This window comes from Hymenobacter saemangeumensis (genome assembly GCF_039541835.1).
Lineage (GTDB): Bacteria > Bacteroidota > Bacteroidia > Cytophagales > Hymenobacteraceae > Hymenobacter > Hymenobacter saemangeumensis.
The window spans coordinates 128,662-148,679 of record NZ_BAABGZ010000081.1 but is presented as its reverse complement, the minus strand read 5'-3'; the positions used below and the strand labels follow the sequence as shown (position 1 = coordinate 148,679).

General features: G+C 61.5%; 17 protein-coding genes and 1 pseudogene. 11 read left to right on the top strand and 7 right to left on the bottom strand.

Features of this window, described 5'->3' with window-relative positions; all coding sequences use genetic code 11:
• Positions 1-430: 430 nt before the first annotated feature.
• The 5 genes from dnaK (at position 431) to ABD919_RS22490 (ending at position 5,941) form a co-directional block, all read left to right on the top strand.
• Positions 431-2,371 carry a molecular chaperone DnaK gene (dnaK, locus tag ABD919_RS22510; protein ID WP_345238344.1) on the top strand — a complete coding sequence of 647 codons (1,941 nt, stop codon included), beginning with the start codon at positions 431-433 and terminating at the stop codon, positions 2,369-2,371.
• 132 nt (positions 2,372-2,503) lie between these two features.
• The gene (locus ABD919_RS22505; RefSeq protein ID WP_345238343.1) at positions 2,504-3,163 is read left to right on the top strand and encodes a hypothetical protein; all 660 of its coding nucleotides are present in this window, start codon (positions 2,504-2,506) and stop codon (positions 3,161-3,163) included.
• A gap of 120 nt (positions 3,164-3,283) precedes the next feature.
• Positions 3,284-3,931 (top strand): hypothetical protein, encoded by a 648-nt coding sequence (locus tag ABD919_RS22500; RefSeq protein WP_345238342.1) that lies wholly within the window; start codon positions 3,284-3,286, stop codon positions 3,929-3,931.
• A gap of 130 nt (positions 3,932-4,061) precedes the next feature.
• Positions 4,062-4,715 carry an LEA type 2 family protein gene (locus tag ABD919_RS22495; RefSeq protein WP_345238341.1) on the top strand — a complete coding sequence of 218 codons (654 nt, stop codon included), beginning with the start codon at positions 4,062-4,064 and terminating at the stop codon, positions 4,713-4,715.
• A 71-nt stretch (positions 4,716-4,786) separates the two neighbouring features.
• A complete protein-coding gene (locus ABD919_RS22490) occupies positions 4,787-5,941 on the top strand; it encodes an FAD-dependent monooxygenase (protein WP_345238340.1) in 1,155 nt (384 codons plus the stop codon).
• Between the two features lie 160 nt (positions 5,942-6,101).
• Here ABD919_RS22490 and ABD919_RS22485 read toward each other — a convergent pair whose 3' ends face one another.
• Positions 6,102-7,235: an endonuclease/exonuclease/phosphatase family protein gene (locus ABD919_RS22485; RefSeq protein WP_345238339.1), complete on the bottom strand. Its 1,134-nt coding sequence runs from the start codon at positions 7,233-7,235 to the stop codon at positions 6,102-6,104.
• A gap of 18 nt (positions 7,236-7,253) precedes the next feature.
• Complete coding sequence (gene purE, locus ABD919_RS22480; RefSeq protein WP_425556431.1) at positions 7,254-7,739, bottom strand: 5-(carboxyamino)imidazole ribonucleotide mutase; 486 nt, start codon at positions 7,737-7,739, stop codon at positions 7,254-7,256.
• A gap of 470 nt (positions 7,740-8,209) precedes the next feature.
• Here purE and ABD919_RS22475 point away from each other — a divergent pair, with 470 nt between their 5' ends.
• The 5 genes and pseudogenes from ABD919_RS22475 (at position 8,210) to ABD919_RS22455 (ending at position 11,550) form a co-directional block, all read left to right on the top strand.
• A complete protein-coding gene (locus tag ABD919_RS22475; protein WP_345238337.1) occupies positions 8,210-8,830 on the top strand; it encodes a MarC family protein in 621 nt (206 codons plus the stop codon).
• 133 nt (positions 8,831-8,963) lie between these two features.
• Positions 8,964-9,992: a uroporphyrinogen decarboxylase gene (hemE, locus tag ABD919_RS22470; RefSeq protein WP_345238390.1), complete on the top strand. Its 1,029-nt coding sequence runs from the start codon at positions 8,964-8,966 to the stop codon at positions 9,990-9,992.
• A 45-nt stretch (positions 9,993-10,037) separates the two neighbouring features.
• Positions 10,038-10,246, top strand: a pseudogene (locus ABD919_RS22465) (alkylphosphonate utilization protein).
• A gap of 23 nt (positions 10,247-10,269) precedes the next feature.
• Complete coding sequence (locus tag ABD919_RS22460; RefSeq protein WP_345238335.1) at positions 10,270-10,563, top strand: hypothetical protein; 294 nt, start codon at positions 10,270-10,272, stop codon at positions 10,561-10,563.
• A 315-nt stretch (positions 10,564-10,878) separates the two neighbouring features.
• Positions 10,879-11,550, top strand: coding sequence for a peptidase associated/transthyretin-like domain-containing protein (locus tag ABD919_RS22455; RefSeq protein ID WP_345238334.1), 672 nt, complete (start codon positions 10,879-10,881; stop codon positions 11,548-11,550).
• Between the two features lie 61 nt (positions 11,551-11,611).
• On the opposite strand, the gene ABD919_RS22450 is transcribed toward ABD919_RS22455, so the two are convergent.
• The 5 genes from ABD919_RS22450 to ABD919_RS22430 form a co-directional block, all read right to left on the bottom strand.
• Positions 11,612-12,601: a bifunctional heptose 7-phosphate kinase/heptose 1-phosphate adenyltransferase gene (locus ABD919_RS22450; RefSeq protein WP_345238333.1), complete on the bottom strand. Its 990-nt coding sequence runs from the start codon at positions 12,599-12,601 to the stop codon at positions 11,612-11,614.
• Positions 12,602-12,695: 94 nt separating this feature from the next.
• Positions 12,696-13,916, bottom strand: a complete 1,221-nt coding sequence (locus ABD919_RS22445; RefSeq protein WP_345238332.1) for a pyridoxal phosphate-dependent aminotransferase — start codon at positions 13,914-13,916, stop codon at positions 12,696-12,698.
• Between the two features lie 248 nt (positions 13,917-14,164).
• Positions 14,165-16,195, bottom strand: a complete 2,031-nt coding sequence (locus ABD919_RS22440) for a glycosyltransferase (protein ID WP_345238331.1) — start codon at positions 16,193-16,195, stop codon at positions 14,165-14,167.
• A gap of 353 nt (positions 16,196-16,548) precedes the next feature.
• A complete protein-coding gene (gene recR / locus ABD919_RS22435; RefSeq protein ID WP_345238330.1) occupies positions 16,549-17,163 on the bottom strand; it encodes a recombination mediator RecR in 615 nt (204 codons plus the stop codon).
• Between the two features lie 94 nt (positions 17,164-17,257).
• Entirely contained in the window at positions 17,258-17,539 is a 282-nt protein-coding gene (locus ABD919_RS22430; RefSeq protein WP_345238329.1) for an ATP-dependent Clp protease adaptor ClpS, read from the bottom strand.
• A gap of 216 nt (positions 17,540-17,755) precedes the next feature.
• On the opposite strand from ABD919_RS22430, the gene ABD919_RS22425 reads away from it, so the two are divergent.
• Positions 17,756-19,957, top strand: a complete 2,202-nt coding sequence (locus ABD919_RS22425; RefSeq protein ID WP_345238328.1) for a S9 family peptidase — start codon at positions 17,756-17,758, stop codon at positions 19,955-19,957.
• Positions 19,958-20,018 lie beyond the last annotated feature (61 nt).

Here is a 20,018-nt window from a genome sequence, read left to right as displayed (position 1 = left end):
GCCGGCTGTAAACGCTATAAGCGTGGCACTAAAGCCTATCAGCATTGCCATTGCCCACTTCGAAAATCCTCTTCGCCTTATCCAAGGCAAGGCACATAAGCCTACAGCTACTGTGGGTAACGCCACAAAAAAGGTAAACCTAGTGAATAAGACGAAGTAGTCTGGCATTAGTATAATTAGAGAAAGGGTTAACGCCTCTTATGTAGGGCTTATTGCTTTCTTTAGTTTATTGGCTTTCCTGCACACCTGTCAGGAATATTCAGTCGCCTTACAATAAACTCCGCCAGCCCGGCGCAAAAACTCACGCCTGCCACTCAATCGGTGACAATCTGTCACCAATTCCACGCTGGTACGCTGCTTGTAATACCCGGGTAGCGCCTGCAAAGGCTGCTTTGACCTGACACTCCACCATACTAACCAACACCCTACCATGGGCAAAATCATCGGCATTGACCTCGGCACCACCAACTCGTGCGTGGCCGTGATGGAAGGCAACGAACCCGTTGTGATTCCGAACAGCGAAGGCCGCCGCACCACCCCCAGCATCGTCGCGTTCCTCGACGGGGGCAAGGGCGAGCGCAAAGTGGGCGACCCCGCCAAGCGCCAGGCCGTAACCAACCCCAAAAACACCATCGCCAGCATCAAGCGCTTCATGGGCCGCAACTTCTCGGAAGTATCGGCTGAGAGCAAGTACGTAGCGTACGACCTCGGCAGCGGCTCGAACAACACCGTGGGCGTGAAGATTGGCGACCGCCAGTACACGCCCCAGGAGATTTCGGCCATGGTGCTCCAGAAAATGAAGCAAACAGCTGAGGATTACCTCGGCCAGCCCGTAACGGAAGCCGTTATCACGGTGCCCGCTTACTTCAACGACGCCCAGCGCCAGGCTACCAAGGAAGCCGGTGCCATCGCTGGCCTCGACGTGAAGCGCATCATCAACGAGCCCACGGCCGCGGCCCTGGCCTACGGCCTCGACAAGAAGCACAAAGACCAGAAAATCGCCGTGTATGACCTCGGCGGCGGTACGTTCGACATCTCCATCCTTGAGCTGGGTGATGGCGTGTTCGAAGTGTTGAGCACCAACGGCGACACCCACCTCGGCGGCGACGACTTCGACCAGGTTATCATCAACTTCCTGGCCGACCAGTTCAAGGCCGACAACGAAGGCCTGGACCTGCGCAACGACCCCATGGCCCTGCAGCGCCTGAAAGAAGCCGCTGAAAAAGCCAAGGTCGAGCTGTCGAGCTCGAACGAGACCGAAGTAAACCTGCCCTACATCACCGCCACGGCCTCCGGCCCCAAGCACCTGGTGGTGAAGCTGAGCCGCGCCAAGTTTGAGCAGCTGGCCGACGAGCTGGTGCGCCGCTCGATGGAGCCCTGCAAGAAAGCCCTGCAGGACGCCGGCCTGAGCACCTCCGACATCGACGAGGTTATCCTTGTGGGCGGCTCGACCCGCATTCCCCGCATCCAGGAGGAAGTGGAGAAGTTCTTCGGCAAGAAGCCTTCGAAAGGCGTGAACCCCGACGAAGTGGTAGCCATCGGCGCCGCTATCCAGGGCGGCGTATTGACGGGTGAGGTGAAGGACGTGCTGCTGCTCGACGTGACCCCGCTCTCGCTGGGCATCGAGACCATGGGCGGCGTAATGACCAAGCTCATCGAGTCGAACACGACCATTCCCACCAAGAAGTCGGAAACCTTCTCGACGGCCTCGGACAACCAGCCCAGCGTGGAAATCCACGTGCTGCAGGGCGAGCGTCCGCTGGCCAGCCAGAACCGCACCATCGGCAAGTTCCACCTCGACTCCATTCCGCCCGCGCCCCGTGGCGTGCCGCAGATTGAAGTGACCTTCGACATCGACGCCAACGGCATCCTGCACGTGACGGCCAAGGACAAGGGCACCGGCAAGGAGCAGAAAATCCGCATCGAAGCCAGCAGCGGCCTGTCCGACGCCGACATCGAGCGCATGCGCCAGGAAGCCGCCTCCAACGCCGAAGCCGACAAGGCCGAAGCCGAGCGCATCAAGAAGGTGAACGACGCCGACAGCATGATTTTCCAGACCGAAAAGCAGCTGAAGGAGTACGGCGACAAGCTCAGCGGCGGCAACAAGACGGCCATTGAGAATGCCCTGAACGACCTGCGCACCGCGCACGCCAGCAAGGACCTCGGCCAGATTGACACGGCCATGGCCGCAATCAACGCCGCCTGGCAGGCTGCCTCGCAGGAGATGTACGCCGCCGGTGGTGCCGGCGACGCGGCCGGCCAGCCCGGCGGGGGCTTCCCCGGCGGCGATGGCCAGCCCCAGGGCGGCAACGGCCAGCCCCAGGGCGACCACGTGACCGACGTGGACTACGAAGAAGTAGACGGCAAATAAGCCACAAGACTGAAAGAGGTTGAATCAGGTTGATTCAACCATGTGAAAGGCCGGAGGCATTGCTTCCGGCCTTTTTGTTTTCCTTTGCCGGCAACACCTTGCGCCTGCTTTCACATCCGGCGTCGATTTCCCATGAGCGACTTCGCCCCCTACCAGTCCTACCCTGCCGAAGCCGCTGCCGAGCCCCTGCTCGCTATGCTGCGCGAGCGCGAAATTCCCTTCGAAACCAGCCTGGATACGGGGCAGGCGTCCTTCGACCCATCCTTTGCGAATAACGCCTCGTTTACCCGCTTCGTGGTGAAGCTGCACCCCGGCGACGTGGAGTGGGTACGGCAGCTGGAGCAGGAAGCCCACGGCAATGCCCTGCAGCAGCTCAGCCCCGACCATTACCTGTTCCGCTTCAGCGACGAGGAGCTGATTGACATCCTAACCAAGCCCGACGAGTGGAGCAACCTCGACGTGAGCCTGGCCGGGCAGCTGCTCAAGCAGCGGGGCCGCGACGTAAGCCCCGACACCATCCGGCTGCTGCGCCAGAACCGCCTGCGCGAGCAAACCAAGGCCGACGACAACAACCAGACTCAGATACTGCTGGGCTACGGCACAGCCCTGCTGGGCGGCTTCATCGGCATCTTCATCGGGGCCCACCTCTACTGGCACCGCAAAACATTATCCAACGGCCACCGGGTGTATGCTTTCCCGGCCACCGACCGCGTGCATGGTCTGCGCATTCTGGTGCTGGGCATTTTTATGTTCGTGCTGCTGTTTGCAGTGAAGGTGCTGCGAGCCGATTAGGGCAGTGGCGCGGCATTTTACTCCGCGATACAAGGGACGCAGCTGCGGAATGAAATTCCGCGCTACAAACCAACAGCGGCCCATCCTTCGCCAGTCCTTGCCGGATTGATTAGCTAGCCCATGAGCGACTTTCTGCGCTACCAGGTTTTTCCTTCGCCCGCCCTGGCCGAGCCCTTGCTGGGCTTGCTGGAGCAGCAGGGCATTGTGCACAAAACCCACTACACGCCGCCCCGCTTCAGCGCCGTGCTGGGCACCACGTCGGCCGAGCAGTTTGTGGTGAGCCTGCGGCCGGAAGACTTCACGCGGGCGCGTGAGCTGGAAGAGCAGCAGGCCGAGTTGGGCCTGGCTGAGCTGCCGGCCGACTACTACCTGTTCGGCTTCAGCAATGCTGAGCTGTGGGAGCTGCTGAGCCAGCCCGCCGCCTGGAGCAGCCACGACGTGCGCCTGGCCCGCTGGCTGCTGCGCGAGCGCGGCGAAACCGTGAGCGAGGCCACCATTCAGGACCTGCAGGCGCGGCACCTTCAGGCCCTGGCCGCGCCCAGCCCCAGCCCCACGGCCTGGATTGCAGCCGGCTACGTGCTGGCCCTGCTGGGCGGCCTGTTCGGGCTGGGCATTGGCTGGTCGCTGTGGCACTACCAGAAAACCTTGCCCGATGGCCGGCAGGTGCCGGGCTACTCGGCGCGCGACCGGGCCCACGGCGTGCGCATCATTGTGCTAGGGGTTATCTGCCTGGGTCTTTGGCTCGGGCTGCGGCTGGTGGGCGGCTAGCTTTACGGCCCCCGCTCCACTGCCAGTGAGCGGCTGTAACTGCCCTTGTTGTAGCCCTTCTCGTGCCGTTCGCGTAAGCGCAACTTTAAGCACATCATTTCTTGCTGCTCCGCCATTTATCCTCCCTGTTATGAGCAACTTATTCAACATCCGTCGGGCCTGCTGCCTGGCTTTTGGGCTGCTGATGGCCAGTGCCTGCAGTGTGAGCGAGCGGGTAAAGGAAGCGCCCGGCAGCCAGCCCAGCAGCAGCACCCAGGACCTGAGCCGGGACGAGCTGCGTGCTTATAACCAGCTGCAGTACCGCATGAACCGGCTGGACGAAGCCCGACTTGGGGGTCAGGACATCCTCTTTGTACAGCAGGCCAACGACTTGAGCGCCCAGCAGCAGGCCACGCTGCAGCAGGCCCTGCAAAGCGGAAACCTGCCCCTGAAGCTGCGTACGCGCATCTTCGCCCGCAACCCCACCCGCGAAGCCGTACAGCTGCAGCAGCTCGACTACCAGGTGATGCTGGACGGGCAGCCCCTGGCCACGGGCAGCACCGGGGCCAGCACGCCGGTAGAAGCCAACACCATTATTACCCTGCCCGTCGCCATCGACCTAAACGTGGCGCCCAAGCTAACCGGGGGCGCTACGCCCCTGAGCTTTGCCGCCGGCCTGGCCAATCTAACCGAAGGCCAGCAGCGCCTGCAGCTACTGATTCGGCCCACTTACCTAAGCGCCAGCGGACGCAGCTTCCAGCCGGGCGACTTCGAGCCGGTAGCGCTGGTGGGCACCAAGCTCTGAAAAGCCCAGGCATGGCTCCAGTTGAGTGGCCTACTTTTGCGGCGAGGATTCCCTTCTTTCCGCAAAACAGCATGCATTTTACCATTATTGGCGCCGGTATCGGCGGGCTCACTACTGCCCAGGCTTTGTTAAAGCTGGGGCATACCGTGCGGGTGTATGAGGCCGCCCAGGCCCTGCGGGAAGTAGGAGCCGGCGTGGTGCTGGGGGCCAATGCCATGCAGGCCCTGCGCCGGCTGGGCCTGCATGATGCCGTGCGCAGGCACGGCCACCCGGTTACCAGCCTGGCCCTGCTGGGCCGGCACGGGCAGGTCCTTACCCAGGCCGACACTGCCGCCTTCACCCAGCGCCTGGAAGTCGACAACCTGGCCATACACCGGGCCGCCCTGCAGCAGGTATTGCTGCACTCACTGCCGCCGGGCACCGTGCAGCTTGGCCGCGCCTTCACCCACTTCACGGCCGAACCGCATGCCGTAACGGCACACTTCGCCGATGGCAGCACTGAAGCGGCCGAAGCCCTGCTGGCAGCCGATGGCCTGCGTTCCCGGGTGCGGCTGCAGCTGCTACCGGCCAGCACGCCGCGCTACGCCGGCTACACCTGCTGGCGGGCCGTGGTTGATGGCAGTAGCCTGCGCTTGCCGGCCGGCCGGTCCAGTGAAATCTGGGGCGGCAAAGCCGGGCGCTTCGGCTATGTGCCCCTGGCCAACGGCCAGGTGTACTGGTTTGCCTGCGTTAACAGCCCCACGGCTGCCAACCCGAAGTTCCGCGCCTTTACCGTGGCCGACCTACGCCGGCAGTTTGCGCCCCTGCCCGCCCCGGTCGACCAGCTCCTGGCCCTCACCCACGATAATCAGCTGCTGTGGAACGACATCCTGGATATCAAGCCCCTCCCCCGTTTTGCATTCGGGCGCGTGCTGCTGCTGGGCGACGCGGCCCACGCCACCACGCCCAACATGGGCCAGGGCGCCGGGCAGGCCGTGGAAGATGCGCTAGCCCTGGCCAGCTGCCTGCAGGCTGAGGCAGATGTGGTAGCCGCCTTCCAGGCATTCGATGCCCGCCGCCGGCCCCGCACCACGCGCATCGTCAATCAGTCCTGGCAGCTGGGCAAGCTGGGGCAGCTCGAAAGCCCGGTGCTTACGGCCATGCGCGACGCAGTTATGTGCCGGGTGCCGCCGGGAGTAAGCCAAAAGCAGATGGCGTTTTTATATCAGGGCGAAGGCAGCGAGTAAAGCTGGTAGAATGTCGTTAGAACATCACGCTGAGCGTAGTTGAAGCATCTTACCCGCAGCAGCAATTCCATATTGATTGGATTTACGCTCGTGGTAGAGATGCTTCGACTTCGCTCAGCATGACGTTCTAATAGCCTCTCCGCTTTAACTTAAAGTAAGGCTAGCGCGTGGTGCGCTGGGTGTTTTCCTCGTCGGCTTCCTCAATGCCTTCCTGAATTTTCTCGGTGGCCTCCTCGTGGTCTTCCTCATCGGGCTGCTCCAGCTGGGCTTCCTGCTCCTGCCAGCCGTTGGGCTCGTAGCTGAGGCGGATGTAGATGGGGTAATGGTCGGAGCCGATGTGGGTGAGGCGCTTGATTTCCTGCAGGCGGAAGTGCGAAGAGTGAAACACGTGGTCGAGAGGCCAGCGCAGCAGGCGGTAGTCGGCGTGGAAGGTGGGCAGCAGCCCGCGGCCGATGCGGGGGTCGAGCAGCCGGGAAAGGCGGCGGAACAGCTCGGAGGTGTGCGACCAGGCCACGTCGTTCAGGTCGCCGGCCACGATGGTGGGGCCGTCGTGGTGCTGAATGATGCGGCCCACCACCAGCAGCTCGGCATCGCGGCGGGTGCTGGTTTTGGACTCCTGCGGCGCCGGGGGCTTGGGGTGCAGGAAGTGCATGGTCACGCGCACGCCGCTGGGCAGCACCGCGCAGCCGTGGAAAGAAGGTATTTCGGGGTCGAGGATGTAGCGAATCTGCGCGTTTTCGAGCGGCAGCCTCGAGAACACCAGCATGCCGTAGGTGTTGGGCAGCGGGGCGTGGCAGGTATAGGGATGGGTTTCCTCAATGCCCTTCAGCTGGCTGAGCCACCAGTCGTCGGTTTCGACGGCCAGCACCACGTCGGGCCGGTAATGGCGGATGTGGCCCAGGCAGCGCGAGGCGTCGCGGTTGTACATCAGCACGTTGGTCACCAGCAGGCTGATGTGGTAGTCCTCGTCGTCATCGGGACGGGTGGCATCAGCCACCTGCTTGCGGTGCAGGGGCGTGTAGGGCCAGATGCGGCTGAACTGATACACCAACGCCACGGCGGTGCTCGCGGTGAAGAAGCTCTGCATAAAGGTGTGCGGCTGCGGCATGGCCAGCGTGGCGCCCAGCGCCAGGGCCAGAATGGCCACAATCTGCAGGCGCGGAAAGTCGCACACGCGTATCCACCAGTAGGTTTGGGGCCAGAGCGGCAGCACCGTGCCCAGCAGGCCCGCGCTGCCCATCACCCACACTACCCAGTGGCCAATATCTAGCAGAACGGAGGCAAGAACAGACATGGCGCAGAAAGGCAAGGTTTACACATCGTCCTGAAAACCACCCTTGCGCAGCTCCTCAATGGTGCGCATGGTGCGGTCCTTGAGGGAGGTACGGTACTTTTCCAGCGCATCCATCAGGCGGGCGTTGCTGATGGCCAGAATCTGGGTAGCCAGCACGGCAGCGTTCAGCGCGCCATCGACGGCCACCGTGGCCACGGGCACGCCGTTGGGCATCTGCAGCATGCTCAGAATGGAGTCGAGGCCCTGAATGGAGGTAGGCGAGTTGATGGGCACGCCAATAACCGGCAAGGTGGTAAAGGCGGCGACCATGCCCGGCAGGTGGGCTGCCCCGCCCCCACCGGCGATGATGACCCGCAGCCCGCGCTTGCGCGCCCCCTCGGCGTATTCCACCATGCGGTGGGGCGTGCGGTGCGGCGACACCAGCGTCAGCTCATAGGGGATACCGAACTGCTGCAGGGCATCGGCGGCGGCCGACATGATGGTCAGGTCAGATTTCGAGCCCATGATAATTCCCACCAGCGGGGTGTCGGATGGGGGCCGGTTGTCGGCGGGCCCAGGGGCAGAAGCGTCAGGTTGCATTGGGTGGGAAAAAAGCCGGCCAGCTGTGGCCTCAGAAAGATTGTACGCGAAGTGCGGCCAACGGTTGAGGCAGCAAAGTAGCGAAGAATAATGGGGTGATGTGCTGATGTTTTGATGTGCTGATGTGAGAAGGTGATGAGGTAATGAAGTGAGGGGGTGTGGAGGCAAAAAAGAACGTCATGCTGAGCTTGTCGAAGCATCTTTACCACGAGAGTAAACCCTTTCGATTGGATTACTTCTCCTGGCAAGATGCTTCGACAAGCTCAGCATGACGTTCTTCTTTCTACTTCCTCACTTCTTCACTTCTTCACCTCATCACCTTCTCACATCAGCACATCAGCACATCAGCACATCAAAAAATCAGCACATCAATGTAAGCTCTACCTTTGCCGCCTATGGAAGTTCTGCTCGCCACCTTCACCACCCTGTTTTCCATTGTCAACCCTTTCGGGGCCATGCCGGTGTTTCTGACCCTGACGGCCGGCGACCGGGGGTCGGAGCGGGCTCGCACGGCGCTGCGCTCCTGCATTTACATGGTGGCCATTCTTAGTGTGGCTTTTTTTGGCGGGCAGTACATTCTTAACTTCTTCGGTATCAATATTCAGCACCTGCGCATTGCTGGCGGCATCCTGCTCATGCGCTCGGGCTTTGAGCTGCTCACGCCGGGGGCCAACCGCGACCGGGTGGGCCCCGATGCCCTGGAGGAAAGCAAGCTCAAGGACGATATCAGCTTTACGCCCCTGGCCATGCCCATGCTCTCGGGCCCGGGCTCCATGGCCGTGTGCATCGGCCTTATTCGGGAGTCGTACTTCGACAAGGCCATGACCATTGCCGGCTTCACGCTGGTGGCCCTGGCTAGCTTTATTATACTGGTTTCGTCGCTGCGGCTTACACGCCTGCTGGGCCGGCCGGGCATGGCGGCCCTGGCCCGCATCATGGGCTTTATCACCCTGGCCATTGGCGTCAACTTCCTGGCCACGGCCATCAGCGCGCTTTTTCCCGGCCTAAGCAAGTAGCAGTTAAGCTGCTGGCTACTGGCCGGTAGCACTGTCAATCAAGAGGCAAAAGCTGTAAGCTGAGGAAAATCATGCAAAAAAGCCAGCAGCTAACAGGCAATGGCTAGGCGCCAACCCGGTACCTTTGCCCCTCATTATGCTGAAAAACGACCTTTTCCTCCGCGCCGCCCGTGGTGAAGCCACCGAGCGGACGCCCGTTTGGCTGATGCGCCAGGCCGGCCGCATCCTGCCCCAGTACCGTGCCCTGCGCGGCCGCCTTTCCGGCTTCAAGGAGCTGGTAGAAACGCCCGAGCTGGCCTCCGAAGTAACCATTCAGCCCGTCGATGCCCTCGACGTGGACGCTGCCATCATCTTCTCCGACATCCTGGTGGTGCCCGAGGCCATGGGCCTGACCTATGAGATGGTGGAAGCCCGCGGCCCGCTGTTTCCGGAAGTCATCAAGTCGGCCGCCGACGTAGACCGCTTGCGCGTGGCCGACCCGCACGAGCACCTGGGCTACGTGCTCGACGCCCTGCGCATCACCCGCAAGGCCCTGAACGGGCGCGTGCCGCTGATTGGCTTTGCCGGGGCGCCGTTCACCATTCTCGCTTATATGGTGGAGGGCCACGGCTCCAAAACCTTCAGCAAGGCCCGCCGCCTGCTCTACCAGGAGCCGGCCCTGGCGCATCGCCTGCTCGAAAAAATCACCGCCACCACCATTGCCTACCTGCAGGCGCAGGTAGAAGCCGGCGCCCAGGTGCTGCAAATATTCGACTCCTGGGCCGGCATCCTGCCCCCGGCGCACTACAGCGAGTTTTCGGCCCGCTACATCGCCCAGATTTGCGCAGCCCTTGACGGGCTGGTGCCTGTTACGGTATTCGCCAAAGGAGCCTGGTGGGCCATCCCGGAGTTTGCCGCCATGCCCTGCCGCACCATCGGCCTCGACTGGAACCAGGACCCGCAGCAGGTGCGCCGCGAAGCCGGCAACAAAACCCTGCAGGGCAACCTCGACCCCTGCGCCCTCTACGGCAGCCGCGAGCAGGTGAAAGCCGCCACCCAGGCCATGCTGCGCCAGTTCGCCGGCGGCCCCCACATCGCCAATCTCGGCCACGGCGTGTACCCGGATACGAATCCGGACAATGTGCGCGTGTTCGTGGACACGGTGAAGGAGTGGCGGGGTTAGTGCAGACCCAGTTCATTCAACATATTGGTTTCAAATCTGTTAAATATGGATATAAAAGACAGCAACGGCACCCTGCTGAACGAAGGCGACTCCGTCACCCTCATCAAGACCTTAAGGTGAAAGGCTCCTCGCTCACCCTTAAGCGCGGCACGCTGGTCAAGAACATCCGCCTCACTAACTCGGCGGGCGAGATTGAAGGCCGGGCCGGCGGTAGTACCATGGTGCTGAAGACTGAGTTTCTGAAAAAAGCGTAAGGCCTTCTTTCACCGGCAGAACTATGCGCAGCCCGCTACTCGCCAAGTTTTTTCAACGGGTGTTGCCGGTGCTGGGCGGGCTGCTACTCGTACCCCTCGTCCTTGTTGCATGGCTTGCCCCAGACCTGGCGAATAATCTTGCCAGCTATTCCGGCAGGCGCCGCAAGCCCAAATCAGCTGAAATCCAATACCAGTCGCCAACCCGAAGGCGCCGCAAGTCCTGGTCGGCCGAAGCAAAGTTCTTCCTGCTCGTCTTTGTCATCCTGCTGGTAATTGGTGGAATAAGCTGGCTGGCGTGGCACAGACTTAAAGCCTAGTGCCTCCGCTATCAGTCACTTTACCAGCTGCAATTCAGCAGTAAATCCTCCAACAACCACCACAAGACCAAAGCCCTGACTGGACAACCCTCGGATAATCCAGGTGTTGCTCCAACGGGGCTTGGCTGTTTCATGCATTCAGAATTCCAGCTATAGTCCCGGCCCTATCCGTACCTTAGGAGGCCAGTCATCCTTTTCCTTCTCATGAGCCTAAAACATAGTTTCTTAATTCCCCTGGCTGCCTTGCTAGCTCTTGCTTCCTGCACAAAAAATGTAGAAGAGGCCGCCCGGCCCACCACAACCTACACCGGCACCGTGCGCCTGTACGATGAAACAGGTGCGCTGCTAAGTGACCATAGCGGCGTTCAGGTTTCCTTATATGAAGACGAGACCGTGAGCACTCTCACGGCTGCCAACGGCAGCTTTACCCTGGCTAATGTGCTTAGTGGTCCGCACCGCCTGGTGATGAAAAAGCGGGTTCAGGGCAGATTCTTTGGTACATATTATACCAACGAAATCAATACCACAGACCCTGTTTATAGCCTACCCCAACCGGTAGCGCTGGGCCTGCAGCAGAATGACGGCTATACCTTTACCTACATCGGCGACAGGGTCAACCAGCGACTTATTATTCGAGGTCAGCGCCTCCAGAACTCGACGTTCGCCACTCAGTCGCTATACCACCGGGTTTTCCTGGGCCATGGCGTTGGCTACCACGGCGTTGTTGAACTTTCGTATTTTAAATACAGCCGCCTCTATCGCAACAACTTACCCAATGGCTTTGCCGATACCATTTCCTATGCTGCTATGGCATCGGCTGGTATTACCGGCGGCACTCATATTGCCATTACCAGCGACAACCCCCGGGCGGACTCCTGCATAGCTCCTTTCACCAGCAGCTTCCCCAACGACAACCGCATTGTGTTTGCGAAAGCATACCCAGCTACTGTGTGGCCCGGCCACGGCCCGTTTGGGGTTATCCTGTAAGTAAGAAGTTCAGCTAGCTTCTTTCAGCGGATGCCCGCGCCTTTAAGCTGGCACAAGATTTCTATAGCCCCGCATCCCGCGCTTCCTCTAGCAGGCGCTGCTTTTCCACGGGCACTACGCCCACCTGCTCGCACACCAGGCCGCCGCCGAGGTTGGCCAGCGCGGCGGTGAAGGAGGCCGGCAGGCCCAGGGCCACGCACAGTGCGGCAATGCTAATCACCGTATCGCCGGCGCCCGACACGTCGGAGATGGTGCGCAGGTGCGCCGGCAGGTAGGTTTTCTGGCCGTTTTGCTGGGCAAACACGCCGTGCTCGCTTAGAGTGACCAGCACGATTTCCGGCGTCAGCACCTCGCGCAGCCGGGCCACGGCGGCTTCAAACCCGGGCCGGTCGATGTCGGGCGTGCCGAAGTCCAGCTTGAGGCCTTCGCGCAGCTCCTTGAGGTTGGGCTTGAACAGGGTGCAGTGCCGGTACGCCAGGAAGTTCTTTTTCTTGGGGTCGACCACGGTCGGAATGCCCCGCTTTCGCGCTTTGGCAATGCACTGGCTGATGATGTCCTCGCAGAGCACGCCTTTGTCGTAGTCCTCAAATATCACCACGTCGGCCCGCTCCAGCAGGTCGTCGTAGGCGGCCAGCAGCAATCCGGCCTCTTCTTCGTTCAGGTCGGTTTCTACTTCGTCATCGATGCGCAGCAGCTGCTGGCCGTGGGCCAGGATGCGCTCCTTTACCGTGGTGGGCCGGTGCTGGCTACGGATGATGCCGTCGGCCGACAGGCCGGCGTCGTGCAGCAGCTGCAGCAGCTGGCTGCCGCCGCGGTCGTCGCCTACCACGGCACAGAGCAGCGGCGTGGCACCCAGGGCCTGCACGTTCAGGGCCACGTTGGCGGCCCCGCCCAGGCGCTGCTCGGTGCGGGCCACGTGCACCACCGGCACCGGCGCCTCGGGTGAGAGGCGCGTGGCCTTGCCCCACACATAGGCATCTACCATCACGTCGCCAACGATGAGGACGCGCAGGTTGTTGAAATCGTCGAAAAGGTCGGTAAGCGTATTCAAGTGTTCGTTGTCAGTTGTTCGTTGTCAGTTGTCCGGTTGTTCTGCCATCAGCTTTATCAGAACAGCCTGACAACTGACAACGAACAACTGACAACTACAATTTAGCCAGGCTCACCTTGATGCGGCGGAAGGCTTCGGCCAGCTTCTCATCGGCCGCGGCCGTGCTGAAGCGAATGCAGCTGGGGGCGCCGAAGGCGTCGCCGCTCACGGCAGCCACGTGGGCATCGTTGAGCAGGTACAGCGCCAGGTCGGAGGCATCTTCAATCCGCGAGCCGTCGGGGGCGGTGCAACCGAAGAAGGCCGACACGTCGGGGAAGATGTAGAAAGCCCCGCTGGGGGTGGGCGTTACCATGCCGGGAATGTCTTTCACGATGTTCAGCACCAGGTCGCGGCGGCGGCGGTAGGCTTCCACCATCTCGTCGGCGCTGCCGCGGCCGCCGGCCAGGGCAGCCACGCCGGCTTTCTGGGCGATGGAGCAGGTGCCGGAGGTAATCTGGCTTTGCACCTTTTCGCAGGCGGCGGCAATGTCGGCGCGGGCCGCGAGGTAGCCCAGGCGCCAGCCCGTCATGGCGTAGCCCTTGGAGAAGCCGTTCACCGTAACTACACGGTCCTTAATCTCCGGAAAGCGGGCCAGGCTGTAGTGCTCGCCGGTGAAGTTGATGTACTCGTAAATCTCGTCGGCCAGGGCGTACACCTGGGGGTGGCGCATCATCACGGCAGCAAACTCGCCCAGCTCCTCGCGGCTGAAAACGGCGCCGGTGGGGTTGCAGGGCGAGGAGTACATAATGAGCTTGGTGCGGGGCGTGATGGCCGCTTCCAGCTGGGCGGCGGTGGCCTTGTAGTCGTTTTCGAGGGAGCCCGCCAACACGATGGTCACGCCCTCGGCCAGCTTCACCATCTCCTCGTAGCTCACCCAGTAGGGCGACAGCACAATTACCTCATCGCCGGGGTTTACCAGGCTCAGCACGGCGTTGGCCAGGGACTGCTTGGCGCCGGTGCTCACCACAATCTGGTTGGGCTGGAAGTTCAGGTCGTTGTCGCGCCGGAACTTGTCGCAGATGGCCTGGCGCAGGTCGGGAATGCCGGGCACGGGCGTGTAGAAAGTAAAGCCGTCGTCGATGGCCTGCTTGGCGGCATCCTTGATGTACTGAGGCGTCTGGAAATCGGGCTCGCCAAAGCTGAGGCTGATGACGTCGACGCCCTGAGCGGCCAGCTCACGGGCTTTCTTGGCCATGGCAATGGTGGCCGACTCGTTCATGGCCGCGAGGCGGTCGGATAGCGGCGAGGGAGCCATGAGGGTGGCAGTTGAAGACATATTGGAGAGTGGATGGGAATGCGGGGGCAAAGGTACCGTCTGTTGTCTGAACCACGGATTGACACGGATTCTGAACCGCAGATTGACGCGGATTAAACGGATAAGAACGGATTCTTTTGGATTTGTTCTTTCATCAAAAAGAAAAGGCCACTGCTAAACGAGCAGTGGCCTTTTGCTTTGGCAATGATTGAATAGATAAAGGCCTTTCGAATCCGTTCTTATCCGTTTAATCCGCGTCAATCTGCGGTTCAGACATTCCCCAGCCTCCGCCAGCAGCGCCACAGCACGCCCAGGTCCATGCCGGGCTCGTAGTCTTTGGCGTAGAGCAGCTCCAGGCGGCGGCGGGTGGCGTCGTTGAGCAGGGAGGACTTGGCGGCGGCATCGGCCGGGGAAAGCACGGCGGGCACGGCCCGGGGCGGGCCGGCGGCGTAGCGCAGCCCCACCCAGGTGCGGCGGCCAGTTAGCACCTTCAGCACGTTGCCCAGGAAGCCGGTTTTACTGGCCTGAAACCAGAGCAGCAGCGGAGCCAGCAGCAGCAGGGCGGCACTGCTCAGCAGGTCGAGCAGGCGCTTGGCGCGGGCCTGCCGGGGCTGGTAGAGGTTGAGGGCAATGTCGAGGGTGTAGTAGTCGCCGGGCGAATCCTTGCTGCTGCTGCCGATGATGTACTGGCTGTCTTCGGGCAGGATTTTGTAGGCCACGGGCGGGTCGTGGGGCAGGGCCAGCATGAGGGCAATAATCTGGCTGGCGGGCAGGTCTTTGCCGCAGAATATCAGCTCATCCAGGGCGTAGAGGCGGATGATGTCGGCCAGCTGCCGCAGCTCGCCCAGGGCTTCGCTGGGCTCAGTGGGTGAATGCGTGAATGGGTGAATGGGTGAATGCCGCTCGGGCTCGACGGCTTCCTTTCCTTTTGCTCTTATGTCACCCACGTTCACGTAGCCGATGACGCGGGCCTGCACGCCGGCCGTTTCGAGCAGCTGGCGCACGCGCCGGCTTTCCGGCCCCGAGCCCACAATGGCAATATTTTTCTGACGCCGCTCGCTCAGGCGCAGGTCGCGGTACTTGAGGAAGTGGGCCAGCAGCTGCCGCCCTACCAGCGCGGCCACGGCCCAGGCCCCGCCCAGGATGATGAGGGCCTTGGAAAAGCGCCAGGCGTCGAGGAAGTTGGACACAGCCGAAATCACCAGCGTGCCCACAAACACGCCCCGCACCACGCGGGAGGTGCGCACCGGCGGGTCGTAGCCCCCGCTCAGGAACACCGAAGTGAGCCACACCACGATGTAGGCCGGAACGGCCAGCAGCATGTACTGCGGCGGGTACTCACCGGGCACAAACTTGTGGTTGTTTTCCCAGTACTCCTTCAGGAAAAATACGCCCAGCCAGATAAGGCCGGCATCGAGCAGCAGCGGGGCCACCCGCTGGGCCAGGCGCTCCAGCACGGCCGCACCGGCCCGCAGCCAGATGGCCAGGTTGATGAGCAGCGAAAACGTGCCGGCATTGCCGGGGGCAAAGTGCTTGCGGGCGAAAATGACCATGGCCCGGTAAAACACAAACACGTAGTTGACGCTGGTGCGCTTGGTGCTCTCGCCCTTGTAGTGAATGATGCGCGTGCCAGGGAAGTAGTAGTTTTTCCAGCCGCCCAGCGTCAGGCGGTACGAGAGGTCGATGTCCTCGCCGTACATGAAGTAGTCCTCGTCGAGCAGGCCCACCTGGTCCAGGGCGGCCTTGCGCATGAGCATAAAGGCCCCGCTCAGCACTTCCACCGCGTGGGTTTTGTCGTTGTCGAGAAAGCCCAGGTGGTAGCGCCCAAAGGTGCGCGACTTCGGAAACAGGGCCGCCAGCCCAAACATCTTGTAGAAGGCCACCGCCGGCGTGGGCAGGGCGCGCTTGCTTTCGGGCAGGAACCGGCCCTGCCCGTCGAGCATCTTCACCCCCAGCCCGCCGCAGTCGGGGTGCTGGTCCATGAACTCGCAGCAGGCCCGGAAGGTGTCTTCCTCCACCACCGTGTCGGGGTTGAGCAGCAGCTGGTACTCGCCTTTGGCGATGCGCAGGGCCTGGTTGTTGGCCTTGGAAAAGCCGGGGTTGTCGTGGTTGGCAATGAGAATGACCTCGGGAAAGCGAGCCCGCACCATAGCCACCGAGCCATCGGCCGAGTTGTTGTCGACGACAAACACCTCCACGGGCTGGCCCAGCTTTTCCACGGCACGCCGCACCGAGAGCAGGGCCTGCTCCAGGAAATAGCAGACGTTATAGTTGACAATAATGACGGACAGCTTCACCACAGGGGGCGAAATTACGGCCATTACCGTCATAACGAGCCCTAGCCGTGTGTCATTGCGAGCGCAGCGAAGCAATCCGCCCGCTAGCTCTCAGTCGCCCTTGAGATGTGACCCATAAAAAAAGCCCCACAGCCATTGCTGGCGTTGGGGCTTTTCACATTACCTAAAGCACCTCCCAAGTCGGTGTACAGCCTTCGTTTTATCGTCCGCCTCACCCCCCGCCCCCAAAAAATGCTTAATTCGCATTTCCGAAAGAGAGAGGGGGAGCCGGGCTGGATAAACAGTACACCAACTTGGGATGCGCGCTGGTTGGTCGCTCAGAGAGTTAACTGCTCACTGTTAATTGTTAACTGAATTTATCGCGCTTGCCGCTGCCGCTCCACGATGGAGCGGCCCAGGGTTATTTCGTCGGCGTACTCCAGCTCGCCGCCCATGGGAATGCCGCGGGCAATAGTGCTGAGGTGGATGTTGGGCAGGTCGCGCAGGCGGCGCGAGAGGTAGAAGGCGGTGGTGTCGCCCTCCATGGTGGGGCTGATGGCCAGAATGACCTCGCGCACCTCCGAGCCCTCAGCCGAAGCCCGCTCAAACAGCGACTCGATGTGCAGGTCGGACGGGCCCACGCCTTCGATGGGCGAGATAACGCCGCCCAGCACGTGGTACACGCCCTTGTACTGCCCGGTGTTTTCGATGGCGATGACGTCGCGCACGTCGGCTACCACGCACACCATGGCATGGTCGCGCAGCTTGTTGGCGCAGATGCCGCACTCCTCCGAGTCGGAGATGCTGTGGCAGGTGCGGCAGTAGGTAATCTCAAAGCGCATCTTGGCCAGCGCCTCGGCCAGGGAAGCCGTGGTGTCGGTGTCGGCCTTGAGCAGGTGCAAAGCCAGTCGCAGGGCCGTTTTCTTACCAATGCCGGGCAGGCGCGACAGCTCGCCCACTGCGTTTTCAATCAGTTTCGAGGGGAAGTCCATGTATTGATGTGATGATTAAAGGATGTGCTGATGTGCTGATGCGGCAGGTTGTATTGCTTAAATCAGCACATCAGCACATTAAAAAATCAGCACATCAAACTACGTCGGCCGAAATGCCTCGGTCGTGAATAGCGGTGCACATGGGCTCCAGCTCTTCGTACGTGCCGTTTTTCACGGCGCACTGCCCTTTGTAGTGAATCAGCAGGGTGCACTGCTCGGCTTGCTGGGGCTGGTGCCCGCACACGTCAATCAGGGTGTTGATGACGTGCTCGAAGGTGTTGACATCATCGTTGTACACCACCAGGCTACGCTCTTCGATTTCCTCTTCGAGCAGTAAAACCTCTTCGTTATAATCAATTTGCGGACGCGTGTTCATAAGGCAAAAATAGTAAAATACCGGGTGGCACGGTGATTTATAACCCCATTCAGGGGGGTTTCGTTTCGTGATTCGCAGTTGTTTTCAGGACTAAAAGGGGCAGTCTGCGGTTGCCTTGGCTTGTTTGGCATGCCAGCGGATTTTGGAGAAGAAACCGCCTGGCCCGGCTTTCGTCTGTAATTTTCCGGACGAAATTTTCCTGTTCTTATACTTCTCATGCCCCTCCCCTCCCACCGCCAGGCGCAGCCCTGGCTTTTCCTGTGGCTACTTTGTGTATCGCTCTCGCCGGCCCTGGCCCAGGCGCCTTCCAGTGGTGCCCCCGGCCGGCAGCTTACCGTCGAAGAGGCTTTCCTCAACCGCGACCTGCAGCCCCAGAACCTGCGCCAGCTGAGCTGGATTCCCGGCTCAAACGATGAGCTCGCCTACCTGCGCCCCGGCCAGAACGGGCAGCCCGACGAGCTGGTGCGCGGCAGCGCCACCGGCAAAGACCTGACTGCTGTGGTGTCGCAAACGGCCTTTGCCGAGGCCCTGAAAGCCGCCGGCGCCGAGTTCAGGAATTTTCCGACCCTGCAGTGGCGCGACGCCAGCACCCTGCTGGTGACCAGCAAAAACCAGGTGTACAGCTACGATGTAAAAGCCGGCAAGGCTAGCCGCCTGTTTGGCTACGACCCCGCGGCCGACAACGTGGAGATGGACCCCAGCAAAACCCGGGTGGCTTATACCAAGGACCAGAACCTGTTTATCTCGGCCGCCGGCCGCGAAAACGAGGCCGTTACCACCGAAGCCAACCCCGGCATCGTGAACGGGCAGGCTGCCCACCGCTCGGAGTTTGGCATCACCAAGGGCACCTTCTGGAGCCCCAGCGGCAGCAAGCTGGCCTTCTACCGCATGGACCAGACCATGGTGAGCGACTACCCGCTGGTGGATGTGAGCACCACGCCGGCCAGCCTCAAAAACATCAAATACCCCATGGCCGGCGACAAAAGCCACGAGGTGACCGTAGGCGTGTACGACCTGAGCACCCGCAAAACCGTTTTCCTGCAAACCGGCGAGCCCCGGGAGCAATACCTCACCAACCTAGCCTGGAGCCCCGACGAAAAGGCCATTTACCTGGCCATTGTCAACCGCGCCCAGAACGCCATGAAGCTCAATCAGTACGATGCCGCAACCGGCGCCTTGGTGAAGACGCTGTTTGAGGAAAGCCAGGACAAGTACGTGGAGCCCCAGCACGCCGCCCTGTTTGTGCCCGGGCAGCCCGAGCAGTTTATCTGGCAAAGCCAGCGCGACGGCTACAACCACCTCTACCTCTACAACACCAGCGGCAAGCTGCTGCGCCAGCTCACCAAGGGCAATTGGATTGTGACCGACGTGCTGGGTTTCAGCAACAAGAACCGCGACATCGTGTACAGCAGCACCGCCGACAGCCCCCTGGAGCGCCACACCTACGCCGTAAGCCTGAAGGGCGGCACGCCCCGCAAGGTGAGCCAGGGCACGGGCACCCACAACACTACGCTCAGCCCGAGCGGCAGCTACGTGCTCGACAACTTCAGCTCCTCGGTGACGCCGCGCACCATCCGCACCATTGCCGTAACCGATGGCAAGCCCCAGCGCCTGCTGCTGACGGCCGACAACCCGCTGACCGGCTACCAGCTCGGCCAAACCAAGCTCTTCCCCATTAAAGCCGCTGACGGCAGCACCGACTTGTACTGCCGCCTCATTACCCCGCCCAACTTCGACGCCAGCAAGAAATACCCCGTGGTGGTGTACCTCTACGGCGGCCCTCACGCCCAGCTCGTGACGGAAAGCTGGCTCGGCGGCTCCAACCTCTGGATGCAGATGATGGCCCAGAAAGGCTACGTGGTGTTTACCGTGGATAGCCGCGGCTCGGCCCACCGTGGGCTGGCCTTCGAGCAGGCCACTTTCCGGCAGCTGGGCACGGTGGAGATGGCTGACCAGCTGGAGGGCGTGAAATACCTCAAGTCGCTGCCTTACGTGGACCAAAGCCGAATGGGCATTCACGGCTGGAGCTTTGGCGGCTTCATGACCACCACCATGATGACCCGCGCCCCCGGCACCTTCAAAGTAGGCGTGGGCGGCGGCCCGGTTATCGACTGGCGCAAGTACGAGGTGATGTACACCGAGCGCTACATGGACACGCCCCAGGAAAACCCCGAAGGCTACCGGCAGGCCAACCTGCTGGGCTACGTGCCCAAGCTGCAGGGCAAGCTCCTGCTTATCCACGGCACCGTGGACGACGTAGTGCTGTGGCAGCACTCACTCGACTACCTCAAAACGGCCGTCGACAACGGCGTGCAGCTCGACTACTTCGTGTACCCCGGCCACCCCCACAACGTAGGCGGCAAGGACCGCGCCCACCTCTACAAAAAGGTGACGCAGTACTTCGACGACAATTTATAATGTGCTGATTGTTTGATGTGCTGATGTGCTTCCAAAACCGGCCACCTGACCCATCAGCACA

Coding starts and splice junctions, on each gene's coding strand:
- dnaK (WP_345238344.1), top strand. CDS start 431: ATGGGCAAAATCATCGGCATTGACCTCGGCACCACCAACTCGTGCGTG.
- ABD919_RS22505 (WP_345238343.1), top strand. CDS start 2,504: ATGAGCGACTTCGCCCCCTACCAGTCCTACCCTGCCGAAGCCGCTGCC.
- ABD919_RS22500 (WP_345238342.1), top strand. CDS start 3,284: ATGAGCGACTTTCTGCGCTACCAGGTTTTTCCTTCGCCCGCCCTGGCC.
- ABD919_RS22495 (WP_345238341.1), top strand. CDS start 4,062: ATGAGCAACTTATTCAACATCCGTCGGGCCTGCTGCCTGGCTTTTGGG.
- ABD919_RS22490 (WP_345238340.1), top strand. CDS start 4,787: ATGCATTTTACCATTATTGGCGCCGGTATCGGCGGGCTCACTACTGCC.
- ABD919_RS22485 (WP_345238339.1), bottom strand. CDS start 7,235: ATGTCTGTTCTTGCCTCCGTTCTGCTAGATATTGGCCACTGGGTAGTG.
- purE (WP_425556431.1), bottom strand. CDS start 7,739: ATGGGCTCGAAATCTGACCTGACCATCATGTCGGCCGCCGCCGATGCC.
- ABD919_RS22475 (WP_345238337.1), top strand. CDS start 8,210: ATGGAAGTTCTGCTCGCCACCTTCACCACCCTGTTTTCCATTGTCAAC.
- ABD919_RS22460 (WP_345238335.1), top strand. CDS start 10,270: ATGCGCAGCCCGCTACTCGCCAAGTTTTTTCAACGGGTGTTGCCGGTG.
- ABD919_RS22445 (WP_345238332.1), bottom strand. CDS start 13,916: ATGTCTTCAACTGCCACCCTCATGGCTCCCTCGCCGCTATCCGACCGC.
- recR (WP_345238330.1), bottom strand. CDS start 17,163: ATGGACTTCCCCTCGAAACTGATTGAAAACGCAGTGGGCGAGCTGTCG.
- ABD919_RS22430 (WP_345238329.1), bottom strand. CDS start 17,539: ATGAACACGCGTCCGCAAATTGATTATAACGAAGAGGTTTTACTGCTC.
- ABD919_RS22425 (WP_345238328.1), top strand. CDS start 17,756: ATGCCCCTCCCCTCCCACCGCCAGGCGCAGCCCTGGCTTTTCCTGTGG.